The 22,201-nt window shown below is 47.4% G+C and carries 21 protein-coding genes and 5 tRNA genes; 3 read left to right on the top strand and 23 right to left on the bottom strand.

Going from position 1 to position 22,201, the window contains the following annotated elements; all coding sequences use genetic code 11:
* Window position 1: 1 nt before the first annotated feature.
* Window positions 2–145, bottom strand: coding sequence for a DUF5679 domain-containing protein (locus tag NTZ10_07245; protein MCX5750010.1), 144 nt, complete (start codon window positions 143–145; stop codon window positions 2–4).
* A gap of 46 nt (window positions 146–191) precedes the next feature.
* A complete protein-coding gene (carB, locus tag NTZ10_07240; GenBank protein ID MCX5750009.1) occupies window positions 192–3,506 on the bottom strand; it encodes a carbamoyl-phosphate synthase large subunit in 3,315 nt (1,104 codons plus the stop codon).
* A gap of 179 nt (window positions 3,507–3,685) precedes the next feature.
* Between carB and NTZ10_07235 the strand changes: the two genes are divergently transcribed.
* Window positions 3,686–4,285, top strand: a complete 600-nt coding sequence (locus tag NTZ10_07235) for an ORF6N domain-containing protein (GenBank protein ID MCX5750008.1) — start codon at window positions 3,686–3,688, stop codon at window positions 4,283–4,285.
* Window positions 4,286–4,326: 41 nt separating this feature from the next.
* Here the strand turns inward: NTZ10_07235 and NTZ10_07230 are convergent, their stop codons facing one another.
* From NTZ10_07230 to NTZ10_07220, 3 genes are all read right to left on the bottom strand, one after another.
* The gene (locus tag NTZ10_07230) at window positions 4,327–4,983 is read right to left on the bottom strand and encodes a reverse transcriptase domain-containing protein (GenBank protein MCX5750007.1); all 657 of its coding nucleotides are present in this window, start codon (window positions 4,981–4,983) and stop codon (window positions 4,327–4,329) included.
* Window positions 4,956–5,294 carry a diversity-generating retroelement protein Avd gene (gene avd, locus NTZ10_07225; GenBank protein MCX5750006.1) on the bottom strand — a complete coding sequence of 113 codons (339 nt, stop codon included), beginning with the start codon at window positions 5,292–5,294 and terminating at the stop codon, window positions 4,956–4,958. Before avd ends, NTZ10_07230 begins: the two co-directional genes overlap by 28 nt.
* 70 nt (window positions 5,295–5,364) lie before the next feature.
* On the bottom strand, window positions 5,365–6,027 hold the full coding sequence (locus tag NTZ10_07220) for an SUMF1/EgtB/PvdO family nonheme iron enzyme (protein ID MCX5750005.1): 663 nt from the start codon (window positions 6,025–6,027) through the stop codon (window positions 5,365–5,367).
* A 274-nt stretch (window positions 6,028–6,301) separates the two neighbouring features.
* Between NTZ10_07220 and NTZ10_07215 the strand changes: the two genes are divergently transcribed.
* Window positions 6,302–7,717, top strand: a complete 1,416-nt coding sequence (locus tag NTZ10_07215; protein ID MCX5750004.1) for a hypothetical protein — start codon at window positions 6,302–6,304, stop codon at window positions 7,715–7,717.
* Here the strand turns inward: NTZ10_07215 and NTZ10_07210 are convergent.
* The 14 genes from NTZ10_07210 to NTZ10_07145 form a co-directional block, all read right to left on the bottom strand.
* Window positions 7,714–8,472 (bottom strand): 7-carboxy-7-deazaguanine synthase QueE, encoded by a 759-nt coding sequence (locus NTZ10_07210; GenBank protein MCX5750003.1) that lies wholly within the window; start codon window positions 8,470–8,472, stop codon window positions 7,714–7,716. The two genes, NTZ10_07215 and NTZ10_07210, sit on opposite strands and share 4 nt — an antisense overlap.
* The gene (locus tag NTZ10_07205; GenBank protein MCX5750002.1) at window positions 8,469–9,161 is read right to left on the bottom strand and encodes a helix-turn-helix domain-containing protein; all 693 of its coding nucleotides are present in this window, start codon (window positions 9,159–9,161) and stop codon (window positions 8,469–8,471) included. The genes NTZ10_07210 and NTZ10_07205 overlap by 4 nt, the downstream gene beginning before the upstream one ends.
* 17 nt (window positions 9,162–9,178) lie before the next feature.
* Entirely contained in the window at window positions 9,179–9,739 is a 561-nt protein-coding gene (scpB, locus tag NTZ10_07200) for an SMC-Scp complex subunit ScpB (protein MCX5750001.1), read from the bottom strand.
* The gene (locus NTZ10_07195; GenBank protein ID MCX5750000.1) at window positions 9,736–10,563 is read right to left on the bottom strand and encodes a segregation/condensation protein A; all 828 of its coding nucleotides are present in this window, start codon (window positions 10,561–10,563) and stop codon (window positions 9,736–9,738) included. The genes scpB and NTZ10_07195 overlap by 4 nt, the downstream gene beginning before the upstream one ends.
* A complete protein-coding gene (gene trpS / locus NTZ10_07190) occupies window positions 10,563–11,540 on the bottom strand; it encodes a tryptophan--tRNA ligase (GenBank protein ID MCX5749999.1) in 978 nt (325 codons plus the stop codon). Before trpS ends, NTZ10_07195 begins: the two co-directional genes overlap by 1 nt.
* Before the next feature lie 17 nt (window positions 11,541–11,557).
* Window positions 11,558–13,246: a penicillin-binding protein 2 gene (locus NTZ10_07185; protein ID MCX5749998.1), complete on the bottom strand. Its 1,689-nt coding sequence runs from the start codon at window positions 13,244–13,246 to the stop codon at window positions 11,558–11,560.
* Between the two features lie 4 nt (window positions 13,247–13,250).
* Complete coding sequence (holA, locus tag NTZ10_07180) at window positions 13,251–14,207, bottom strand: DNA polymerase III subunit delta (protein ID MCX5749997.1); 957 nt, start codon at window positions 14,205–14,207, stop codon at window positions 13,251–13,253.
* A complete protein-coding gene (locus NTZ10_07175; GenBank protein MCX5749996.1) occupies window positions 14,197–14,850 on the bottom strand; it encodes an MBL fold metallo-hydrolase in 654 nt (217 codons plus the stop codon). The genes holA and NTZ10_07175 overlap by 11 nt, the downstream gene beginning before the upstream one ends.
* Before the next feature lie 37 nt (window positions 14,851–14,887).
* A tRNA-Thr gene (locus NTZ10_07170) sits at window positions 14,888–14,960 on the bottom strand.
* A 12-nt stretch (window positions 14,961–14,972) separates the two neighbouring features.
* Window positions 14,973–15,347 carry a response regulator gene (locus NTZ10_07165; GenBank protein ID MCX5749995.1) on the bottom strand — a complete coding sequence of 125 codons (375 nt, stop codon included), beginning with the start codon at window positions 15,345–15,347 and terminating at the stop codon, window positions 14,973–14,975.
* Window positions 15,348–15,391: 44 nt separating this feature from the next.
* Window positions 15,392–15,464 (bottom strand) — tRNA-Thr (locus NTZ10_07160).
* Window positions 15,465–15,516: 52 nt separating this feature from the next.
* Window positions 15,517–15,589 (bottom strand) — tRNA-Phe (locus NTZ10_07155).
* Window positions 15,590–15,595: 6 nt separating this feature from the next.
* Window positions 15,596–15,671, bottom strand: a tRNA-Asp gene (locus tag NTZ10_07150).
* 6 nt (window positions 15,672–15,677) lie between these two features.
* Window positions 15,678–15,750: transfer RNA gene (locus NTZ10_07145), tRNA-Lys, on the bottom strand.
* A gap of 72 nt (window positions 15,751–15,822) precedes the next feature.
* On the opposite strand from NTZ10_07145, the gene NTZ10_07140 reads away from it, so the two are divergent.
* Complete coding sequence (locus NTZ10_07140) at window positions 15,823–18,096, top strand: glycosyltransferase (protein ID MCX5749994.1); 2,274 nt, start codon at window positions 15,823–15,825, stop codon at window positions 18,094–18,096.
* Window positions 18,097–18,249: 153 nt separating this feature from the next.
* Here the strand turns inward: NTZ10_07140 and NTZ10_07135 are convergent, their stop codons facing one another.
* The 4 genes from NTZ10_07135 to NTZ10_07120 form a co-directional block, all read right to left on the bottom strand.
* Window positions 18,250–18,630, bottom strand: a complete 381-nt coding sequence (locus NTZ10_07135) for a GxxExxY protein (GenBank protein MCX5749993.1) — start codon at window positions 18,628–18,630, stop codon at window positions 18,250–18,252.
* A gap of 212 nt (window positions 18,631–18,842) precedes the next feature.
* Window positions 18,843–20,438 carry a glycoside hydrolase family 130 protein gene (locus NTZ10_07130; protein ID MCX5749992.1) on the bottom strand — a complete coding sequence of 532 codons (1,596 nt, stop codon included), beginning with the start codon at window positions 20,436–20,438 and terminating at the stop codon, window positions 18,843–18,845.
* 153 nt (window positions 20,439–20,591) lie between these two features.
* A complete protein-coding gene (locus NTZ10_07125) occupies window positions 20,592–20,810 on the bottom strand; it encodes a hypothetical protein (GenBank protein ID MCX5749991.1) in 219 nt (72 codons plus the stop codon).
* A 139-nt stretch (window positions 20,811–20,949) separates the two neighbouring features.
* Window positions 20,950–22,140 (bottom strand): Gfo/Idh/MocA family oxidoreductase, encoded by a 1,191-nt coding sequence (locus NTZ10_07120; GenBank protein ID MCX5749990.1) that lies wholly within the window; start codon window positions 22,138–22,140, stop codon window positions 20,950–20,952.
* Window positions 22,141–22,201: the final 61 nt, after the last annotated feature.

Raw genomic sequence — 22,201 nt, 5'->3', positions numbered from 1 at the left:
TTTACTTTGACGCTCCTATTCTGAACATTTTAGTTCCGCAGGTCCCGCAGGTCCCTGTCGTAGCCGGTCTCCCGTTTTTAAGCTTGACTTCCTTTGCATCTTTCATCTCTTTCTTGCTTTTGCATTTCACGCAGTATGCTTCCATCTTTTCACCTCCCTCAAAAAATATTTCCGTGGCGTCTTCACCAAGGTTATTTACTAAAATACTCCTGAAGCGCCTTCACTGTCAACTGTGACTTTGTCAAATATTCGATCGCCCCGGTGATCGCCTGCGCGCCGGGGATGGTCGTTACCACCAGTATTTTGCCGAGCAGCGCCTCTCTTCTGATCGAATATTCGTCGGATCTCGGGCCTTTGCCCTGAGGTGTGTTGATAACAAGATCGATCTTCCCGGATTTTATCTCATCCGCTATGTTCGGCCTGCCTTCGCTGACTTTTTTTATTTTTCTCACATCTATACCCGACCTGCCGAGGGCATTTGCCGTCCCTTCGGTCGCGATGATATCAAAGCCCAGGGTGGACAGCATCTTTGCGATCGGGACGATCGGACGTTTGTCCCTGTCCCTGACAGAAATAAAAACGGTGCCTTTGACCGGGATATTTTCTCCGGCACCGATCTGGGCTTTTGCGAACGCTTCACCGAGGTTGTTCGAGATCCCCATGACCTCGCCGGTGGATTTCATCTCCGGGCCAAGAACGGTATCCTGTTTGGAAAACTTTATGAACGGGAGGACCACTTCTTTGACAGACAAATGATCAGGCACTGCCTCCTTCACTTTCAGTTCTTTTAAAGTCTTGCCTGCCATGACCCTTGCCGCGATCTTCGCCCATGAGACACCGGTCGCTTTGCTTACGAACGGGACAGTGCGCGACGCGCGCGGGTTCACTTCAAGCACATATACTTTATCGCTTTTGATAGCGTACTGGACGTTCATGAGCCCCGAGACCTTCAGCTTTTTAGCCATGGCATAGGTGTATTCTTTTATTTTTTTTATTATTTCTTCTCCGATGGAGAACGGAGGAAGCACGCATGCGCTGTCACCGCTGTGTATCCCCGCTTCTTCAATGTGCTCCATTATCCCTGCGATGATGACATCCCTGCCGTCCGAAACACAATCCACGTCGATCTCGATCGCATCCTCCAGGAACTGGTCGATCAGGACAGGATGGTCGGGAGACACGTTCACCGCGTTCTTCATATAATCGCGCAGCATCCCGTCATCATATACTATCTGCATCGCTCTTCCTCCAAGGACATATGACGGCCTCACCAGCACTGGATAACCGATTCTTTTTGCGACAACATTTGCTTCTTCGTAAGACATGGCCATCCCGTTGTTGGGACGGGGTATTTCCAGTTTTTCAAGCATCTGTTCAAACCTTTTCCTGTCCTCTGCTATATCTATTGATTCGGACGATGTCCCCAGAAGCTTCAGCCCGGCTTTCTCAAGCGGGACCGCCAGTTTAAGGGGCGTCTGGCCGCCGAACTGGACTATCGCGCCGATGGGTTTTTCGCGCTCCGCTATGTGCATTATGTCCTCAAAAGTCATAGGCTCAAAATACAGCCTGTCGGAAGTATCGTAATCTGTCGAGACAGTTTCGGGATTGCAGTTGACCATTATAGTCTCGTAGCCGTCCTCTTTCAGGGCGAACGAGGCATGGCAGCAGCAATAATCGAACTCGATGCCCTGTCCGATCCGGTTGGGCCCTCCCCCGAGGATCATGATCTTCGGTTTTTTGCACGGCGCGACCTCGTCCTCTTTTTCGTAAGTAGAATAGTAATATGGTGTATACGCCTCGAACTCCGCCGCGCAAGTATCGACCGTCTTATACGCCGGAATGATGCCGGCATTCTTTCGGGCACTTGCCACCTCATGCTCGGTCATATCCCACATCCTTGCTATCTGTTTGTCAGAAAATCCGCATCTTTTCGCTTCCAGTAATAATTTTGCATCAATATCGTACCTGTCTCCGGTCATCTTTACAGAGGACTTCCCGTTCTTGATCTTTTCCTCCATCGAGACGATCTGCAAAATATTGTCCAGGAACCATTTGTCGATCTTTGATAATTTGCAGACGTCTTCCAGTGAAATGCCGGATTGAAATGCTTTTTTGATATAGAACAGCCTTTCCGGATTGGGGATACTGATCTTTTCTTTTATTTTTTCAAGCGGTATATCTCCGGTCTCTGTCTTAGGCCTGTCATAGATCGATAATTGCAGCGACTGTTCATCTTCGCTGTGTCCGCTTACGCTTTTTTCTTTTTCATCTTTGATATCATCAAGCCCGCAGGCGCCTGTCTCGATCGATCTGAGAGCTTTCTGGAGCGATTCCTTAAAAGTCCTTCCGATCGCCATTGCCTCTCCGACTGATTTCATCTGTATATTGAGCGTCTGGTCGGCTCCGGGAAATTTCTCGAAAGCGAACCGCGGGATCTTGGTGACTACATAATCTATCGTCGGTTCGAACGAGGCTGGGGTCTTTTTTGTGATGTCGTTAGGGATCTCGTCCAAAGTGTACCCCACGGCAAGCTTGGCGGCGATCTTTGCTATCGGGAATCCTGTCGCTTTTGAAGCGAGCGCCGAACTTCTGGAGACGCGCGGGTTCATCTCTATTATTACTACCCTGCCGTTCTCCGGATTTACGGCGAACTGGATGTTAGAACCGCCGGTATCAACTCCGATCTCCCTCATCACGGCTATGGAATAATTCCTTAATCTTTGGTACTCCTTGTCGGTCAGCGTCTGGGCGGGCGCGACCGTGATGCTGTCTCCCGTGTGGATGCCCATAGGATCGAAGTTCTCTATCGAGCAGATTATGACTACATTATCCTTCAGGTCGCGCATCACCTCAAGCTCGTATTCCTTCCATCCTATGACCGATTCCTCGATCAGGACCTGTCCGATCCTGCTCAGAAATACACCCTGAGCTACTTTTTCTTTCAATTCTTCGATATTGTACGCGATCCCCCCGCCCGTGCCTCCCAGGGTGAAAGCCGGCCTGATTATCGCCGGGAACCCTATGTCACCGATAATCTTGACCGCTTCTTCGGAACTGTAGACAGAATAGCTTTTCGGCATGTTAAGGCCGATGTTTTTCATGGCCTCCTTGAAAAGATGCCTGTCCTCCGCTTTTTTTATAGAGTCGAGGCTGGCGCCTATAAGTTCGACTCCGTACTTTTTAAAGACGCCTGAATCACCTAAAGCCACGGTCGTGTTCAAGGCCGTCTGTCCCCCGATCGTCGGAAGCAGAGCATCCGGTCTTTCTATCGCTATTATTTTTTCAACTATCTCCGGTGTTATCGGTTCGATATAGGTCCTGTCAGCGAACTCCGGGTCCGTCATTATTGTCGCCGGGTTGCTGTTCACAAGGATGATCTTGTATCCTTCTTCTTTTAAGGCCTTGCACGCCTGCGTTCCCGAATAATCGAACTCGCACGCCTGGCCGATGACGATCGGCCCGGAACCGATGAGCATTATTTTTTTTATGTCGTTTCTTTTCGGCATTTCAACTAATTATATCACGGTGAAAAAAATAATTATGATGAAACAAGTTCCGCAGTCTGCGGACTGCTTGCTGCTAATAGAACCCTAGCGATAGAGCCTTTGTCGTGGCGGATAAATTGCTCATTGACCATTTGTAAGCTGCTGGCTTTAAGCCTTGATCCGGGAAAGAGAGGATATTTATGCCAAAAAGTGTGCGTAACAAAAAGGCATCCGTAGACCAAGATGTTGAAAAATCCAACAGTATGATTATTTCCGCCGAATCAATAGAGTCCAGTATCTTCCTTTTAAGAGGCCAGAAAGTCATGTTGGATGCCGACCTGGCTCCATTATATGAGGAAAGCATCAAAAGATTAAAACAGCAAGTAAATAGAAATATTTCAAGATTTCCCAAAGATTTTATGTTCCAACTCACATGGGAAGAATTGGATTGTTTAAGGTTGCATTTTGCAACCTTAAAGAAATTCGACCACAAGCATGACCCAAATTCCATGCGCGGACGACATATCAAATACCTTCCATACGCATTTACAGGACAAGGAATAGCCATGCTTTCCTCTGTACTTACAAGCAAACGGGCCATCCAGGTCAATATAGCCATAATGAGAGCATTCGTAAAAATTAGGCAGTTGCTTACATTCAACAAAGAGTTGATCCAGAAGCTGTCAGAGATAGAGCACAAGATCGGGCGGCACGACCAGGACATCATCAGTCTCTTCAGCGCGATCAACAAGATATTGAAAGACGAAAGCAAACCGAAGGGGAAGTTTGGGTTTGTTTGAGGGAGTTGGACCGCAGCTTGCAGACTGCTTGCTGCGGACTGCTAAGCGGGGGTCGATTTCAATCTCGAAGGTTGCTTTAAATAATGGTCAAGTCCGTTAAGATAAAGATTGGCGAATATTTGGCTGGCCAAATTCCCGATTGGAATTCCGGGAGAAGGGGTTGAATCAAGGATCAAGTTAATCAGCTGTATTACATCCGGGTCTTTAATTTTTTTCATGATCATGTCAAACAAGAGGCCGTGATCTATTGAGGCAAAATAGCTTTTAATGTCGCACTTCAAGGCATATTTATTCTTGCGGCAATACATCGCAAACCGGCTGACAGCCCTATGGCTGCCTTTATCTTTCCTGCAGGCGTAACTATCATAAATTAATCCGTTATCGAATATCGGCTCGATAACATTGCATAAAGCATGCTGAGCAACCCTGTCTCTGTAAGACAAGGCGTTGATTAACCGTTTCTTTGGGTCATAAATGTAGAATTGTTTATAGCTGCCTATTCGATAAGTTGCCTCTTGCAGTTCTCTTTGCAGTTCCAGCAGTTCGGACTCTATTTTTAAGTTAAATTCGGCCGTGGAATTCTTGAAGCGTTTACCCCTCTGAGCTTTTCGTGAGGCTTTTAAGAGATTTTCAAAAGAAGTGATCTTATCGAATAAATAACCGTGGCGCTTCATTTGGTATTTTGCTGCTTGATCCATCCCCCGACCTGCGCCCCAATTCCCATCAACTGCCTTGAAGACAATTCGTAGGTTTTTAAATTGATCAGCCGCAAGTCATGGCATAAACGGAATAAATATCGTGTCTGCTCAATTTCCATGTTCGCTTTCTTAAGCACATTAGCTTTGTCTTTAGAATACTGAGCTTCAATGAGAAGTTCCAGAAGGAAGAATAGTTTGTTTTCAACCCGTTCCCCAAGCGTGTATCTTTGATTTCTTGGAAACTTCACAATATGAGGAATGGCCCATTTTATGAAATCATAGGCCAAGGTTATAACTTTTGGACCTTCCATTTATTTCCCTCAAACTCCTGGCCACCCCATCCCACTCAAAGAGTAAAAGAATAAAAGAGCAAAGGATAATTTATTTGTCCTCAACAAGACGGACCGCATTGAAGTTAAAACGATTCCCAGGGATGCAGTTGAAACGGAGCGAATTGTTCAGGTGATGGAGAACAAAGGCGTTGCTGGAATATGGGGTTTTCGTCCATTCCCAATTGTTCCCAGATAGTTGATCTCGGACTTTGTCAACGGCGTCTAACCATTTCTTCTCTGTTGGAAGCATAATGCTTTTGCCAGTTACTGCGCTCAGCCATTTAGCATAAGCCGTGCCGTCATTCCAGCTTAAATATGTTGCTATACTGCGTCGATCTGTTCCGGCAAGAACTCCTTTTAAAGAATCCGCATTATGGCCTATAATTTCGTATTGTGTGCTTTTAACAAATCGGTTGAATAGCCCTACCGAAAGCTCGTCTGCCATTATTCTAAAAGGTCTTTCGGGAACATCGATAAAATTGTGGGCTTCCATGAACTTTGCCACATCAAAAGCAGGGGTTGCAGTCCGCGCAAGTTTTTGTACGGGGCCTTCTTCCACCCTCCGCCTTGTAAGCGATAAGATCGGCCCCAATCCTGATGATACAACCACAGAACACGCGGTCTGATTCGCTATTGCATTTCTTACATTCGCCCATGTTGCCGGTCTTCCTTCGTTTGTCCATCCACGCATGATCCCTCTAATATTATTCATCACTTTTCTCCTTTCGGTATTTTCATCTATATATGTATCGAATGGAAATATTGGGAATTTCACTGAATTTTATTATGTGGGGAGGGGGGGGTATAATGTTTGGATGCTTGACATGCTCTCGGCACGTACCGCGTTCTGCCTGCCCGCATTGCTACGCAAAGCGTTGCAGGCGGGCTGACTGCTTGCTGCTTATATAATCCATTAATTAGTCATTTCTTCGCCCTATACCCTATTTCCACCTGATGGTGTATAATTTTCGAAACGGGGATCTTTTATGCCAATAGAGGGGCTTCCTTCTTCCAACCAGCAGGCCGCGGCCGCGGGGACAGGCGGTATACTTTCCACGGGATTTGACAGGAAAGCGAGGACCGAACCGAACGCGGTGCCTCCGGACAACGATCCGAAGGCCAAATTCAAAGACCTGCTGATAGAGATGATCTCTTCGGACGGCGTCTCCGAGGTGAACTCAAAACGCCAGAGAAAACCCCATGAAGAAGAAATGTTTTACCAACAGGAATTAGCAAAGATCTCGGAGCGCAGGCTTGATTCCGTGGTCAAGAAGGCCGAGAAAAAAAGGCCGAAAAAGGAAGGGGAGAAAAAAGAGGAGGAGAGCGAAACGAAAGCACCCGGAGAAACGGGAGGCCTTTCCGCCGCGGCGGAATACATCAGCTTTACGGAAAAAGCGAAGATCATCGAGGAGACCCTTCTTAAAGATTATGTGGCGCTTACCGCAAAGATGGTAATGCAGCGGCCTAAGGACGAGCTGGACAATGTTACGATCCGCCTGGCAGCCGTGAAAGAAGCGCTTATGAAAGGCGGATTGATCGGGATCGACCTGGAATACCTCGACCAAAAGACCCTCGATATGATCAAAGAAAGATTCCTTAAACTGATCAAAGATAAATTTTTCAGCTCCGCAAGCGGCACCCTGCACATGTCAGACTGGATAATCAATGCCAAAAATCCGAGATCTATCATCGATATCCTGAACGCGCTCGAAAAAGAGTCGATCTCGCTCAGCGAAAGGGCCGTCATCCTGAACAATCTTGATATCTCGGACCTCGCCCAGCTCGCGGAACATCTCAATCTTGACATCGATTCGATGATGAAAATGTTCCTGGGCGATAATGTGCATATCAACCGGCTGGAAAATGCCGATATGTATTTTCATCTTTTCGACCTGCCGCAGATGAAAGACATCTCAGTAGTTGTCGGCGACCTCCGCACTTCTCATACAAAACTTTTCCTCGAAGACAACATTTTTAAAGCGGTTCCTGAAAGAGTAACGGTCCGGAGGCTCGAAAACACCCTGAAGGACAGGGGAATGGAAAAAGAAAATATCGACAACATCAGGACGCAGTCGCGCCGCATAGCCTGGCTTAAGATAATATCGATGCTCAAACAGTCCCATCTTAACAGGATCCTTACGACCTCGTCCCGCGAATTCGATGTCGCCTCAAAAGAAATATCAAGACTAACTAAAAAATCCAACACGCTGGGCTACGATATACCTAAAGAAGGGATAAAATGGATCGAGACGGGGCTTGAGAAACTGGCTCTTGATACCGCGATATACAAGCTTGAACTGCTGAGATCTCTCCAGAAGATCAGCTTTGATCCCAACAGGAACCGTGACATTCAGCACCTTTCGGCGATAACCGCGTCTCTGAGCAGAAGGACTGCCCGCTAATCAAGTCCAAGGATCTTGTGCGTCTGCGGGATGACGAGTACTTTGTCCAAATTCCTTTTTGCTATGGCCTGGAACGCCAGGCACTGTTCAGCTGAGGCCGGGGACCTGTAATCCCTGCTCGGTGTTACAGGCTGCAGCACGAGAGGAATATCACTGCCTTCTTCTGAGATCACGCGCGAGATATCGTCGATCTCCTTGGCCGTGGTCTCTTTTGAAAAAACCGCCTTGATGAACAGTTCCTTTGCCCTGGCTACTCTGATGAACCGCCTGTGGTCCTCGAAATATGACCCCGCCCTGGTTGCGGAAGGCAGCTTGAAATCCATCGCTATAATGTCCGTAAGACCGATCATCTCTCTGAGGTTCTCAAAAAGGACGCCGTTCGTCTCAAGATATTTTTTGTGCTTTATTTTAGGCAGAAGATCTTTTAGAAAATCAACCTGCAGCAGGGGTTCTCCTCCGGTAAGACATACCGAATGGAAGAGATTTTTTTTTGAAAGAAAATTTTCAATGAACTGCAGCGCTGCGTCCGCTGTTACGGGATTATCGGCTTGTTCCGTTTTTTTATCCGCTTTGATCTGGCATTTCCGCGGCCGGCCGTCCTTGTCATTTATGATCCGGGCTTCCTGTTCATCGCAATACGCGCATGATAGATTGCATCCTAAGAACCTTACAAAGACCTGCCTTTCACCGATATAGACGCCTTCTCCCTGTATGCTCTGGAATATCGAAGAAATATAACCGCTTGAAATACTCATCTTGAGAACTCTTTTGTGATGACGCTTCCCCTCGGCCCGGGCGCTAAGACGACTTTCCCTTTTGACGACAAGTGAACACCTGCGGCATTGCCTATTTTTATCAGCAGTCTATCCTTGGCTTTCCACGAAAATGACTGCCCTTTTAAGACGACATCCTTGAATACCATTTTCCCGTCTGACAGGACCATTATCCATGTTTTTTCGATTATCCGGGCTTCGATCTCCACGGAACCGGAGATCTTTTTTGAAATATCCGAAGTCCCCGTTTTATCTGCAGGCCGGATATCCGCTGTTCTTACCGATACCAGTATAAGAGACCTCAGCACCATTATAATGACCACTGCCGCGGCAACCGCCGACAGCACTATCATGGCGTTTTTCAGAAGAGGAATAATATCGGCTTTTTTTTGTACGGGCTGATCTTTTATCTCAGCCTTCGGTTCTTTCTTGATCTTTTTCGAAAGCTCGCTTATCAACGGGCCCGGATCTATCTTAAGGTAATCCGCATAGATCCTCAGGAAACCTTTCAGCACCACCTCTCCGGGAATATTCAAGAACTGTTCATCTTCGATCGACTTCAGATATTTCTGGGTTATCTTGGTGTCCTTTGAGGCTTTTTCCAGCGTGATGCCTTTTTCAAGCCTTGCGCTCTTTAATACCCTGCCGATACGGTTTTTTTCTTCTTTCATTTACGTTACCGTCCTGCTTAAAGTCCGGGCTGCGCGTCGGACATGATATGCGTCTGTGCCGCGATCTCTTCAAGATCGACCTTCGGGAGCTCGCCGAGGTCGTGAAGCCCGAAATGCTTCAGGAACTCTATCGTCGTCACGTAAAGGATGGGTCTCCCGACCTGGTCAGATCTTCCCGCTTCTTTTATCAGGCGTTTTTCAAGCAGGGTGTTTATCACCGCGTCACACATGACACCCCTGATATTTTCCACCTCGAGCTTTGTGACCGGCTGCTTGTAGGCGATTATCGAAAGCGCCTCGATCGCCTGGGGGGACAGGCTTATCGAAAGAGGGCTGTTAAGATATTTTTCGATGAAGCTGCTGTACTCTGGTCTTGTCGCAAGCACATATCCGTGCGCCAGTTTTATTATCTGCAGGCCCCTTGAGGCGTATTCCTCCGTCAATTCGCCCAGGTTTTTTTCTATCTCTTCTTTGCCGAGACCGCAGATCTCGTCCATCTCATCGGCGGAAAGCGGTCTTTTGGATATGAACAGAAGGGATTCGATTATATCCTTTGTCCGGCTGTTTACGCCGCTCATAAAGACTCCACTCCCGCCGGTATTATCATTATCTGCCCGAACATCTTTTCCTGCTTTATGATAACGGCCTTTGATCTTATCATCTCAAGCAGCGCCAGGAACGTTATTATCACTTCAAGCCTTGTCTTTGTCCTGAACAGCGCTTCAAAGACAACCCCTTCTGTCGCAGCCGAAAGAAGTCCGGTTATCTCCTTTATCTTGTCACCGACGGTCATCACATCATCCGCTATTTCGAATTCTTCGCCGCGTTCCCTGACTTCAAGCCAGATCTTCCTGAAAGCGCTGACCAGGTCTTCCACTCCGAGGTCCCTCAAAACGTAATTCCTCTCGCCCGAAGGACCCTGCTCTCCCTTGGAACGGTGGAATATCCTGGAGAACAGTTCTTTTTTCTCTTTCAACGATTGCGAGATGCTCTTGAACACCCTGTACTGCATCAGATGGTCCACCAGAGATGTCCCGATCTTTTCCTCTTCTTCCTGCTCTTCTTCCTCTTTCGGCAGCACGGCCCTCGATTTTTGTTCCAACAGATATGCGGCAATGACCAGGAACTCCGAAGCAAAAGACAGGTTGAGGGACTGCGCCAGGGAAAGGTATTCCAGGTACTGGCGCGTGATATCGGTCAGGCTGATATCGCAGATATCCATCTTCTTTTTTTCTAACATGTCAAGAAGGGCGTCAAAATGCCCTTCAAAGATCGGAAGCGTCACGGTAAAAGCGCCGGTGCCTTCATGCGCTTCAAGCATATCTGACGGTATCGTTGTGATATCCGGCATTTTGACCGTCTGTAACCCCGGAGGGATATTTTGGATATCTATGTTTTCCATCACTTAAGCCCCATCGCGTGTTTTGCCTCGTCCAGTGTCGCCTTGGCGACCTTTGAAGCTTTTAAGCGTCCTTTTTCAAGGATAGCATCTATTTTTTTCGGGTCGGATTCAAGTTCTTTTCTTTTTTTATGTATCTGCGACAGCGAGCTGATTATCTTCTCCGCGAGCGCCTTTTTGCATTCTACGCAGCCTATCGAACCTTTTTTGCACGATGAAGCGATCGACGCCGCATCAGGCAGAGAATAGATCTTGTGATAAGAAAAAACCGCGCAGACTTCCGGGTGCCCCGGATCGTCCTTTTTGATCCTGGCGGGATCTGTTATCATCGTGCTGACTTTCCGCCTTATCGTTTCAGGAGGGTCGGAGATAGCTATCGTGTTCCCGTAACTTTTGCTCATTTTCAGTCCGTCAAGTCCGGGCATAACAGGAACATTCGTCATCTGTTCCTTCGGCTCAGGGAAAACATTCCCGTAAAGATTGTTGAACCTTCTTGCGATCTCCCTTGTCAGCTCGAGATGAGGAAGCTGGTCCTGGCCGACAGGTACAAGGTCGGCTTTATATATTAGGATGTCCGCCGCCTGAAGCACGGGATATCCCAAAAATCCGTACGTTCCGAGGTCAACACCTTTTAATTCCTCTATCTTGCTCTTATACGTCGGGACCCTTTCAAGCCAGGAAATAGGAGTTATCATCGAGAAGAGCAGATGGAGCTCGCTGTGCTCCGGGATCTCTGACTGGATGAATATTGAACAGACATTGGGGTCAAGTCCAGCAGAAACCATGTCGATCGCAAGCTCTTTTATATTGTCCTTCAGTTCCGAGATATCGAGATATCCGGTCGTCAGAGCGTGGAGATCGGCTATCTCAAAAAAAGATTCGTGCTCATGCTGAAGTTTGACCCAGTTTGAAAGCGCTCCTATCAGGTTCCCGAGATGGAGCTTTCCGGAAGGCTGTATTCCCGATAAAATTCTGGACATTTTTCAAATAAAGTATATCACAGGTCAGGAGCTACGTTCAAATATCTCAGGGCAAATTCTCCGACTTCTTTAAATACCGGCGCCGCGACGACCGCCCCCCAGTTCGACGTGCTCGGCTTGTTTATTATTATCAGCATCGCGATCCTCGGTCTGTCCGCAGGGATGAATCCCACGAAAGAAGCTACGAACCGGCCCTTGAGATATCCTTTCCCGGGGACGGATATTTGTGCGGTGCCGCTCTTTGCGGCGACCGTAAACTGCGCCATCTTTGCCTTGTGCCCTGTCCCGTGGTCCATGTAAACGACGCCTTTCATAAGTTCATTTACTTTTTTTACGGTCTCTTTTGAGATGACCCTGCCTAATTCCTCCGGGACGTCCGAGCGGATCACGTTCTTATCGGGACTTTCGATCCTCTTTATTATCTTTGGCTTTACCCTGATACCATCATTGGCTATCGCGGCGATAGCATAGACGAGCTGGATAGGCGTGACGGCGATCGATTGCCCGAAAGTGTATGTGACGACATCCCCGCTTTCCCGGTTTTCCGGTGATCTGACAAAACCTCTCACTTCACCGGGATAATCTATCCCGGTCTTTGTACCGAAGCCAAAAGCGGTTATGTATTTATAGAACCTGCCAAACCCCAGCTTTAGTCCGACATATGAAGTACCGGTGTTGATGGATTCGGCGATCACGTCAGCAAAAGTCTTGGATTTTTTTCCGTAATATCTTACGGGATGGGAATTGTTCACTTTTATTCCCTCGACTTTTATCTGCGCCGGCGTCGGGATGACAGAATCCGGACTTACGACATTTTCTTCTATTCCGGCGCAGGCCGTTATTATCTTGAAAGTAGAGCCCGGTTCATAGATATTCGTCACGGGAGGCAGTTTTCTGCTCTCGTCCGGATATTTTGAATAATCGTTCGGGTCAAAATCCGGATAACCGGCTATCGCCAGTATTTCCCCGGTCCTGACATCGACAACAATGATCGAACCGGAAACAGCCCCGCTGCCCGTTACGGCTTCTTTCAATGACACCTGCGCGATGTGCTGGATCGCTTCATCGATCGTGAGATAGACGTTCATGCCTTCTTCCGGCATCTCAAGCTGTCTGAAACTACCGGTAGCGATCTGCCTTCCCGCCATATCTTTTTCAAAAAGCAGCCTGCCCGCTTTTCCCTTCAGACTGTCTTCAAATCCTATCTCTATCCCGGATAATCCCTGATTGTCGAGCCCGGCAAACCCTATAAGCTGCGAGGCAAGCTTCCCTTTGGGATAGATCCTTTTCTTTTCCATCGTTATGTCTATCCCCGTGCATCCTAAAGCCCGGACTTTATCTGAAAATATTTTATCGGCTTTTCTTTTAAGCCAGAAATTGGCCGTCCCGTTCATCTTTGCCGATATCAAAGCTTTTTCTTCGGGAAATATCTCCGACAATTGCCTTATTATGGCGCCCTTGTCCTTTATCGCTTTCGGCCTTACATAGACCGACCACCTGTCGACCGATGTGGCCAGGATATTTCCGTTCCTGTCGCAGATATCCCCCCTGTCCGGTGACAGTTCGATTATCCTCATGTGCTGATCAAGCGACATTTCTTCAAAATCGGCGTGCCTGAACAACTGCAGGTACGACAGTTTTGCCGCGATGCAGAGAAAAAAGAAGATAAATGCCATTAATAGATATACGGCCCTTTTGTTTTCCATGTGTTCAGTCCCCTTTTGCCAGTATATCCGTGATCAGCAGCTGCATGACGACATCCGCGGGCTTCATTGTGGTCTTAAGGTCGAGATCGGCTTTTGACAGCTTGTTGACCGCCGCGCAAAGTTCGTCCAAGCAGTAAGACGACGCGCCGTCTTCGCATCTTTCAAAATAATAAGGGTTCATCCCCATCCTCTTTATGATCTCGTCCCTTGATCTTCCCGCGCTTTGCAGGCTTTTTATCATCAGATAGGTCCTGATCCTTGAAGCGATCCTTCCCAGTATCGCTTCGGCCCGTTCTTTTGACCTCATCAGGACCGTCAAAGCACTTAACGCGCCTTTGATATCTCTTGAAGCCAGCGCGTTCTCTACGGCAAAAGCCCCGAGCTCTCCCGATACCGCGAGGCGCCTCACGTCCTCTGAAGTTATACTGTCTCTTCCTCCGGCGTAAGTGGAGAGTTTCTCGATCTCGGAAGCGAGCTGCCTGAGCGAAGGCCCTGACACCTCGTTCAGCAAAGCAGCTGTTTTTTCATCCATCTTTTTGCTAGAAGCCGATGATCTTGAGATGATCCGGGAGATAATCTTTGCCGTCTCCCACTGCGCAAAAGCCTTGAACTCTTTCACTACAGCTCTTTTCTGGACTTCCTTGAAGAACTTTGTCCTTTTATCGGTTTTTTTCTCTGTGATGACCAATATGATGCCCGAAGGGATGTTTTCCGCGCCGTTTAATATTTCCAGGTAATCTTCTTCGCCGTATCCCGACACCACGATCAAACGTTCGTTTTGAAAGAGCGAAGGAGTAAATATGACCTGTAAAAGGTTCATGGGATCACAGTCGTCCGGCGTGAAGCGCTCCACTGCTATGTTGACGGTTTCTGTTGTCATCATGCTTTTCAGCCTGTCGATCTCTTCTTCCATCAAATAATCTTCGTCACCGTAAAAGAAGAAGATGTTCTTACTGCCCACTGTTCTCTCCGTATATCAGCCCTTTTAAATAAGGATCGTTCTTCTCGCTCAAGATATTTGTTGTCTGACCGTGCCCCGGTATTACAAACGTTTCATCAGGCAACACGAAAAGCCTTTTCTTTACGGACTGCGTTATCTGGCGGGTAGACCCTCCGGGAAGGTCCGTCCTTCCGACATCTCCCTTGAAAAGCGTGTCGCCTGAAAAAAGGACGTTTCCCTTTCTATTATAGAAACAGACCGAACCCTGCGTATGGCCCGGAGTGTGTATGACCTCGAACTGGTTATTTTTGAACTCTATCAAGTCATGGTCCTTCAAAAGCCTGTCGATCTTTGCCCGTCCGGCCTTAAAACCCAGCATCGCCGCGAAAGGAGCAACCGCTTCCGACAATAAAAACGCATCTTTTTTATGTACAGAGAAAGGTGCCTTTAGCTTTTCTTTCAGTTCCGACACGGCTGTCACATGGTCGAAATGGCCGTGGGTCGCGATTATCGATGTGATCTTCAGTGAATTGCCGTTGACAAAAGACAGTATTTTTTCGGCTTCTTCTCCGGGATCTATTATGATGCCCTCTTTTGAACCTTCATCAAATATGATAGAGCAGTTCGTTTGTATCGGGCCGACAATAATGGTATGGATTTTCATATTCTTAACTGTAAGGATTAAGCTTGGACTTTAAAAAAGCTGGCGGTCAGGATTGAACTGACGACCTGCGGTTTACAAAACCGCTGCTCTACCAGCTGAGCTACGCCAGCGCTTCGGCTCATTCATTTTTTCTTTTCGACTGCGTCTTTTACCGTGGATATAAGCTCTTCAAGATCGAACAGTTTTACTATGTAAGCTATCACGCCGAGCGCCAGGCCTTTTTCCCTGTCAACTCCCTGGTCCTTTGCGGTCAGCATGATCACGGGGATATTGAACGTCTCCATGTTCTCTTTAAGCTTTTGCACGAACTCGAAACCGTCCATCCCCGGCATCATTATGTCCGTGATTATGAGGTCGGGCTTAGATGCTATCGCTTTTTTAAGCCCGTCTTCACCGCCGTAACTGCTTATCACTTCATATTTTTCATGCTCAAGGATCGTCTTGAGTATCTCCACCACATCATTTTCATCATCGATCACAAGTATTTTTTTTGACATATTTCTTCCTTTCAGATAGCATATTCTAACATAAAACTTATTAAAGCCGACGGTCAGGATTGAACTGACGACCTGCTGTTTACGAAACAGCTGCTCTACCAGCTGAGCTACGTCGGCGCCTCGACTCGCTTCACTCGCTCGGCGCAAGCCCACAGCAAAAAAGATAATTTGGCGGGTCTCAGAATTGAACTGAGGACACATAGCTTTTCAGGCTACTGCTCTACCAACTGAGCTAACCCGCCAACAAACGGGCCCGAAGGGATTTGAACCCTCGATCTCATGCGTGACAGGCATGCGTGTTAGACCAGGCTACACCACGGGCCCATAATTTGAGCCACCCGCGACTCGAACGCGGCACCACTTGCTTAAAAGGCAAGTGCTCTACCAGATGAGCTAGTGGCTCAGGTATACAAAAATAATTATAACATAGCCAAAACCGGAGTTTTGAGTTTATCCTCCCATTATTAGTATATAATTGGATTCAAGGATACAAAAGGCCAAGATCATGTTCCACTGCAAGAAAAAACTTAATGTCGCGTTCATCGGGAACTATCTTCCGCGCATATGCGGCATCGCCACCTTCACCAGCGACCTGTGCAACGCCGTCACCGAAAGGCTGTCCGATAAGTCAAGCATCTTTGCCATCGCTTTAAATGACGAGGGCCGGATCTACGATTATCCCAAAGAAGTGATCTTTTCTATCAACCAGAACAGGCAGAAGGATTATCTTGATGCCGCCAACATAATAAACACCAGCAACGCCCAGGTTGTCTGCCTGCAGCATGAATTCGGCATATTCGGCGGATGGGATGGAATATATATACTTTCTCTTCTGTCAAGGCTTAACGTGCCGCTTATCACGACACTTCATACCGTGCTTCAAAATCCCAACGCCAACCAGAAGAGGATAATGTCGGAGATCATCCAGCGCTCCAACAATATCGTCGTCATGAGCAGAAAAAGCATTGAACTGCTGAAAGATGTCTATAACGCGCCGGGCGAAAAAATAGAGCTGATACTTCACGGGACGCCGGATTTCACTTCTCTTGACTCCTCACATTATAAAAAACGCTTCAAGCTTGAAGGCAAAAAGATGATACTGACGTTCGGCCTTTTAGCCCCCAACAAGGGGATAGAGACGGTCATAAAGTCACTGCCTTCCGTGATAAAAGATTTTCCCGACCTCACTTACGTGATACTGGGAAAGACCCATCCTCATGTCCAAAAAGAACAGGGAGAGAGATACAGGGAAAGCCTTATCAAGCTTGTCGGCAAGCTGAACCTCAGGCCTTATGTCATTTTCGATGACAGGTTCGTGACAATAGAAGAGCTTTACGCTTGGCTTTCGGCATCTGACATCTATATCACTCCTTATATGAACAAAGCTCAGGTCGTCAGCGGCACTCTTTCGTACGCGATCGGCGCCGGCAATGCGATAATCTCCACCCCCTACTGGTACGCCGAAGAGATGCTGTCAGGCGGCAGGGGATATTTGTTTGATTTTAACGACTCAGAAAAACTCTCGGAGATACTCAGGGACCTCTTAATGAACGAAAAAAAACTCAAGGCCCTGCAAAAAAAAGCTTATGAGTCCGGAAGGCAGATGACATGGAAGAAGATATCAGCAAAATACGCGGAGCTCCTTTCAAAAGTCTCCTCCGAAAAGAAACCGGTCTTTTCGCATTACCCCAAGTCAACGTCGGTGATGGGATTGCCGGCCTTTGACCTGACCCACATAAAAAGGCTGACCGATGATACGGGGATGATCCAGCACGCAAAATATCTCGTGCCTGACAGGAGCACCGGCTACTGCCTTGACGATAACGCAAGAGCGATAATGCTTGCCGCGTGGGCGGCATCTCTTCTGGAGGACAAAGAAGCCGAGGACCTGCTTTCCATCTATTGCAGTTTTGTCAAGTACATGCAGAAAGAAGACGGCGGCTTTGCCAATTTTATAGATTATAAAAGGAACCATCTGGAGGAAAAGGGCTCGGACGACAGTAACGGCAGGGCGATCTGGTCGCTTGGGTTTCTTATCTGGAGGACAAAGAACGAGGCCTACAGGTCTTTTGCCGCGGAAATGATCAAGAAATCGTTCAATATTATCCCTAAGCTTAATCTTAGAGGCAAAGCCTTTGCTGCCCTGGGGATAGTGTGCTACCTGAGGATATTTAATTCGGACGAACAGGCATATGAGCTGTTGAAAAAAATAATAAATGACCTGGAGGGTGCATATCAGAAGCATGCGGGCGATCAGTGGAAATGGTTCGAGGATATCCTTTGCTATGATAACGCGATCATGCCCATGTCGCTGTTTAATGCTTATAGTATCCTTAAAGACGAAAAACTGCTGAAGACCGCGAAAGAATCTCTGGCCTTTTTGGAAAAGATCGTTTTTAAGGACGGCATCCTTTCAGTCGTGGGAAGTAACGGCTGGTTCACCAAAGGCGGCAAAAAAGCCCAGTTTGACCAGCAGTCCATAGATGCCGCTTCGATGGTAATGGCGCTGCAATCGGCCTACAGGGTGACGCATGACACCGGATACCTGAAGAAGATGAAACAGGCGTTCGACTGGTTCCTTGGAGAGAACGATCTGGGAGTTCCCATGTATGATATGGCCTCAAAAGGATGCTCCGACGGCCTTATGCAGGGCGGCGCCAGCATGAACCAGGGAGCCGAGAGCACGGTATCTTTCCTTCTTGCACTACTTGCGATGATGGAAGAATACGAGCTGGAGAACTTGGAGTAAAGTTCTTCTCACTTTCGCAATGGAGGATGAGTTAAGTGCAGATTATGAGAATTGTGTGTAGGCCTATTTATCACGAATCTTTCACGAATTGTCTGTATCACGAATCACACGAATAGAGATCTCACTTATTAACTCGAATTTACACGAATAACGCTAATTTCCTTTCAGTATACGTTTCATAATAATGCCATTTCTGTTCATGCTGGCAAGAATGCCGAGCTCCAGTCCGGTCTGTTTAAGATAACCGAGCACCTGCATTATGTCGCGGGGTGAAAATCTTGGGACAACCTTGAGCTCCAGCACGATTTTGTTCTCAATGACAAAATCAAGAAAATATCTGCCTATTTTTTTGTCGTCATATAACAGATCTATTCCCAATTGTTCGGTAAAATTTATCCCGCTTTTTTTCAACTCTTTTCTGACCGCAGATTGATATATTTTTTCCTGATACCCGCCGCCAAGCTCGTTATATACTTTGTAAAGAACCCCGACCAACTTATAGCTCAATTCGGCATGGATAAGTTTTGCGCCCATAATTAATTTCCTCCTATGATGGACCTACCAGCAATTTCCCCGCCCGATTCGTGTGATTAGTGATAATTCGCGACAATTAGCAAAATTCTTATTGGCGTTATTCGCGATAAACTCATTCGTGAGACAATTCGTGACAACTTATCCCATCAATACTGTTGATTTTTTCAACACCAGTAAGGTGTTCAATAGCGAAACGTGGAAGTTAATAGCAGTCAGCGCTTTTTCAAGAGTTTATCAAGAAGTTCATTAAGCCTTATCACCGCTATGCTTGAGACCGAATCGGATTCGGCATACGGGATGATCAGCTTATCGCGGATAAGGATAGAACCGCAGCTATATACGACATTCGGCACGTAACCGTCCCGCTCTTCTTCCGTGGGGCTTAAAAGGGGCTCTTCCATCTTCGCGATCACCTTTGACGGGTCGTTCAGGTCAAGAAGTTCTATCCCTATGCAGTATTTTCTCATCGGACCGATGCCATGCGTCAAAAGCAGCCAGCCTTCCTTTGTCTCTATCGGAGAGCCGCAGTTGCCTATCTTGACCATCTCCCATGTCCGGCTCGGTTCCTGCATCTTTACTGCTTCGTACCAGAAATTCAGATTATCGGAATACATCAGAAAAAGATTTTCACCGTCGGACCTTGATATCATCGCGTATCTGCCGTTTATTTTTCTGGGAAAAAGCGCCATGCCTTTGTCTTTTGCAAAAGGCCCGTTCAGTGTTGACATCTTGAAATGATGAAAATCTTTTGTCTCAAGTATCTGCGGCAGAATAGAGATGCCGTTATATGCCGTATACGTCGCGTAATAAATAAAATCTCCGCTGTCCCGCGTAAAACGCACGAACCTGGCATCCTCCATTCCGTTGCTTTCGGTAGGTGAGACAGGGAATAAAACTCTCTCGGATATCAGCTGATCAGGCGGAAATGAGACCTCATAATTACAGTCGGCAAGCCACTTCATCTTGACCGGAGAAAGCTTAGATGCCATGCCGACGTCATTTGATCCTGAAGGGAGAAAGTCTTTTATCTCGTTCATAAGTTCGTTATACGAAAAATTATCCGGGAGACGGCCGAGTATCGCCGCCGCTGTTTCGTCCAGCGAACCTATGTCTTTTAATTTTTCAGCGAAGATCTTCTTCTCGTATGTAGGGTCCATGTTAACTGCGGGGGTCGAGGCAAAGCGGCTTATCGGCTCAAGATAGATGTCATTGTTCTTATCTATCACCGCGCTCCTGAAGATGATCGATGAGATATGCCCCTCCCCTGTGGCCCTGAAACAGAAAACGACCCTGACCTGCCCCTTTTTAAGGCCGTTCTGCTTTGGATACAGCACAACAGAAGGATTGAACAGGCTTGTTGATTCATAAGAATATTCCATAGTGAAAAGGGATCCTATGAGAAGCTTTTTTTCTTTTGACGGGGAGGGTGATATGGACTCGGCGGCAGCCGCGACTTTCAGGTAATTCCGCATAAATATATTCTCGATGGATCTATGCCTTTTGGAAAATTCGGCCATGACCTCGCGGAGTTTTGCCGATATCCGGCCCTTATCAAGATCGAGAGCCCTTTTAATGATGGATCCCAGATGGGCCGCGTCACTTATTTCGAGAAATCTGGTGATGACCTTTCTTTTGTCGGGACAGAACCTGTCTATCCTCTTGTGAAGTATTCTCTTGAAAAAGCCGCTCAGGTCTTTCAGATCGCTTGCCGGCCGGTCATCCAGGCTCAGGTTGCCGACATAGATATTTCGTTCGTCTTCATATGCCGAACCCGTCGAGGGTTTCTTTAAAAAGGGTAATATGTTCATATATTTCTATATTAATCTATTTATGTGAAATAGCAAGTATCGAACATATACATAGTTCAGTTTTTTGGTCTAGTGAATAACTTATCTAACAAAACAAAAAAACCGCTGACGTTTCTGCCAGCGGCTTCTTGTTTTAAGTCTGGTAAAAAATTATTATTTCATTCTGTGTTTGCTGTGTTTCTTGTGCCTTAAATGTTTTCCTGTTTTTGCTGCCGGTTTGGCTGCTGCTTCCTTTGTTACCACTGTAGTTTCTGTTGTTGACATTGTTGTCGTTGTTGTTGTCTCGGTCTTTTTTTCTGTTGACGGTGCGCACCCGGTATAAACAACCGCAACGAACATCAAAACGGCGATCATCGCTATCATTTTCTTCATCAAACTCACCCCCTCCGGAATAATTAATGCTTCTTTATTTCTATTGTATTGCAAAAGGCAGGTCAAATCAAGCAAGGCGGACCTATGAAAAAGAAAAGGCGGGCCGCTTGCGGCCCGCCTAATATTATCGGACTATCGATCAATTCGTCGGGTTCTGTTCAACAGGTGCAACTATATGACCTCTCTCGTTGCTTTCGACCGTTGCCTTGATGAACGCCATCCCTGCCACTCCGTCCGCGACCGTTGGGTGCGGATAGATCGACGCTGCCTCTCCATTGAGAGCCCTTACGCGTGCTTCCATTGTTGTATGGAGAGCCGCGAACGCATCATAGTGTGCATGCCAGTGTGCACCGGGAAGACCGACAAAAGGCGCCTGCGCTGCAGACACTTCATCCCCCTGTCTGAATATCTGTTTAGGCCCCTGGCCCTCAAGGCTGAGCTCCGTGAAACTCTGCATGTCCCAAGTGAGCGTGCCTTTTGTGCCGCTGATCATAAAACCCACATCGTTCTGTTTTCCGCTCCTTATCTGCGATGCTCTGACTGTCGCCTGTACGCCGTTACTGAGATTTGCTACTGCCAGGAATTCATCGTCCAGCTTTCGGCCCGGAACGACTTTTCTCAGGAATCCGTATACGCTCAGAGCTTCAAGCCCTGTTATGAAACGGATATTCTGAAACGCATGGGTGCCGATATCACCGCCGCAGCATGAAATGCCTGCTCTTGCCGGGTCAGTGCGCCATTCAGCCTGCTGATGACCGCCGACATTGGCCATCTCTGCTGATTCAAGCGCCTTGTCCAGCCAGCCCTGATTGTACCAGCTGTCGGCACTTGTTATGTTACCGAGAGCTCCGCTCATAACCAGGTCCCTTGCCTTCATTGTCGCCCAGAAACCCGTGTACGTGTATGCCACGCCAAAAGGAAGGTTCTTTTCTTTCGCGAGCCTTTGAAGTGCGATTGCCTGCGCGAGGTCGAACGTCAGCGGCTTCTCGCAGAACACCGGGATCCCGTTCTCAAGGGCCATTTTTGCTATTCCAAAGTGTGTGACGTTAGGGGTAACTATCGTAAGATATTGGATCTTTTGCTCCGCGGGAAGCAAAGCTTCTTCCCTGATCATCTGTTCATAATTAGGATATCCGCGCTTAAGACCCCAAACCTTAGCTTCTGATTCGGCTATTGTGGGGTTCTGGTGCAATGCTCCTGCGACAAGTTCTCTATTGCCCATGCCTATCGCAACCTTATGAGCTCCACCGATAAAACCCCTTCCTCCGCCGACTATCCCGACTCTAACTCTGTAATTGCTGTTTGCTACTTCGGTCGTACTTATTGGCATCTTCTTTTCTCCTTTCTTCTTATTCCGGAACCTGGGCGGTCGCCGAGGCGACCGCCCTGAT

This window comes from Candidatus Saganbacteria bacterium, assembly GCA_026387835.1.
In the GTDB taxonomy this organism is placed as follows: domain Bacteria; phylum Margulisbacteria; class WOR-1; order JAKLHX01; family JAKLHX01; genus JAPLKZ01.
The sequence above is the reverse complement of the archived record's forward strand: the minus strand, read 5'-3'. Positions and strand labels throughout refer to the sequence as shown.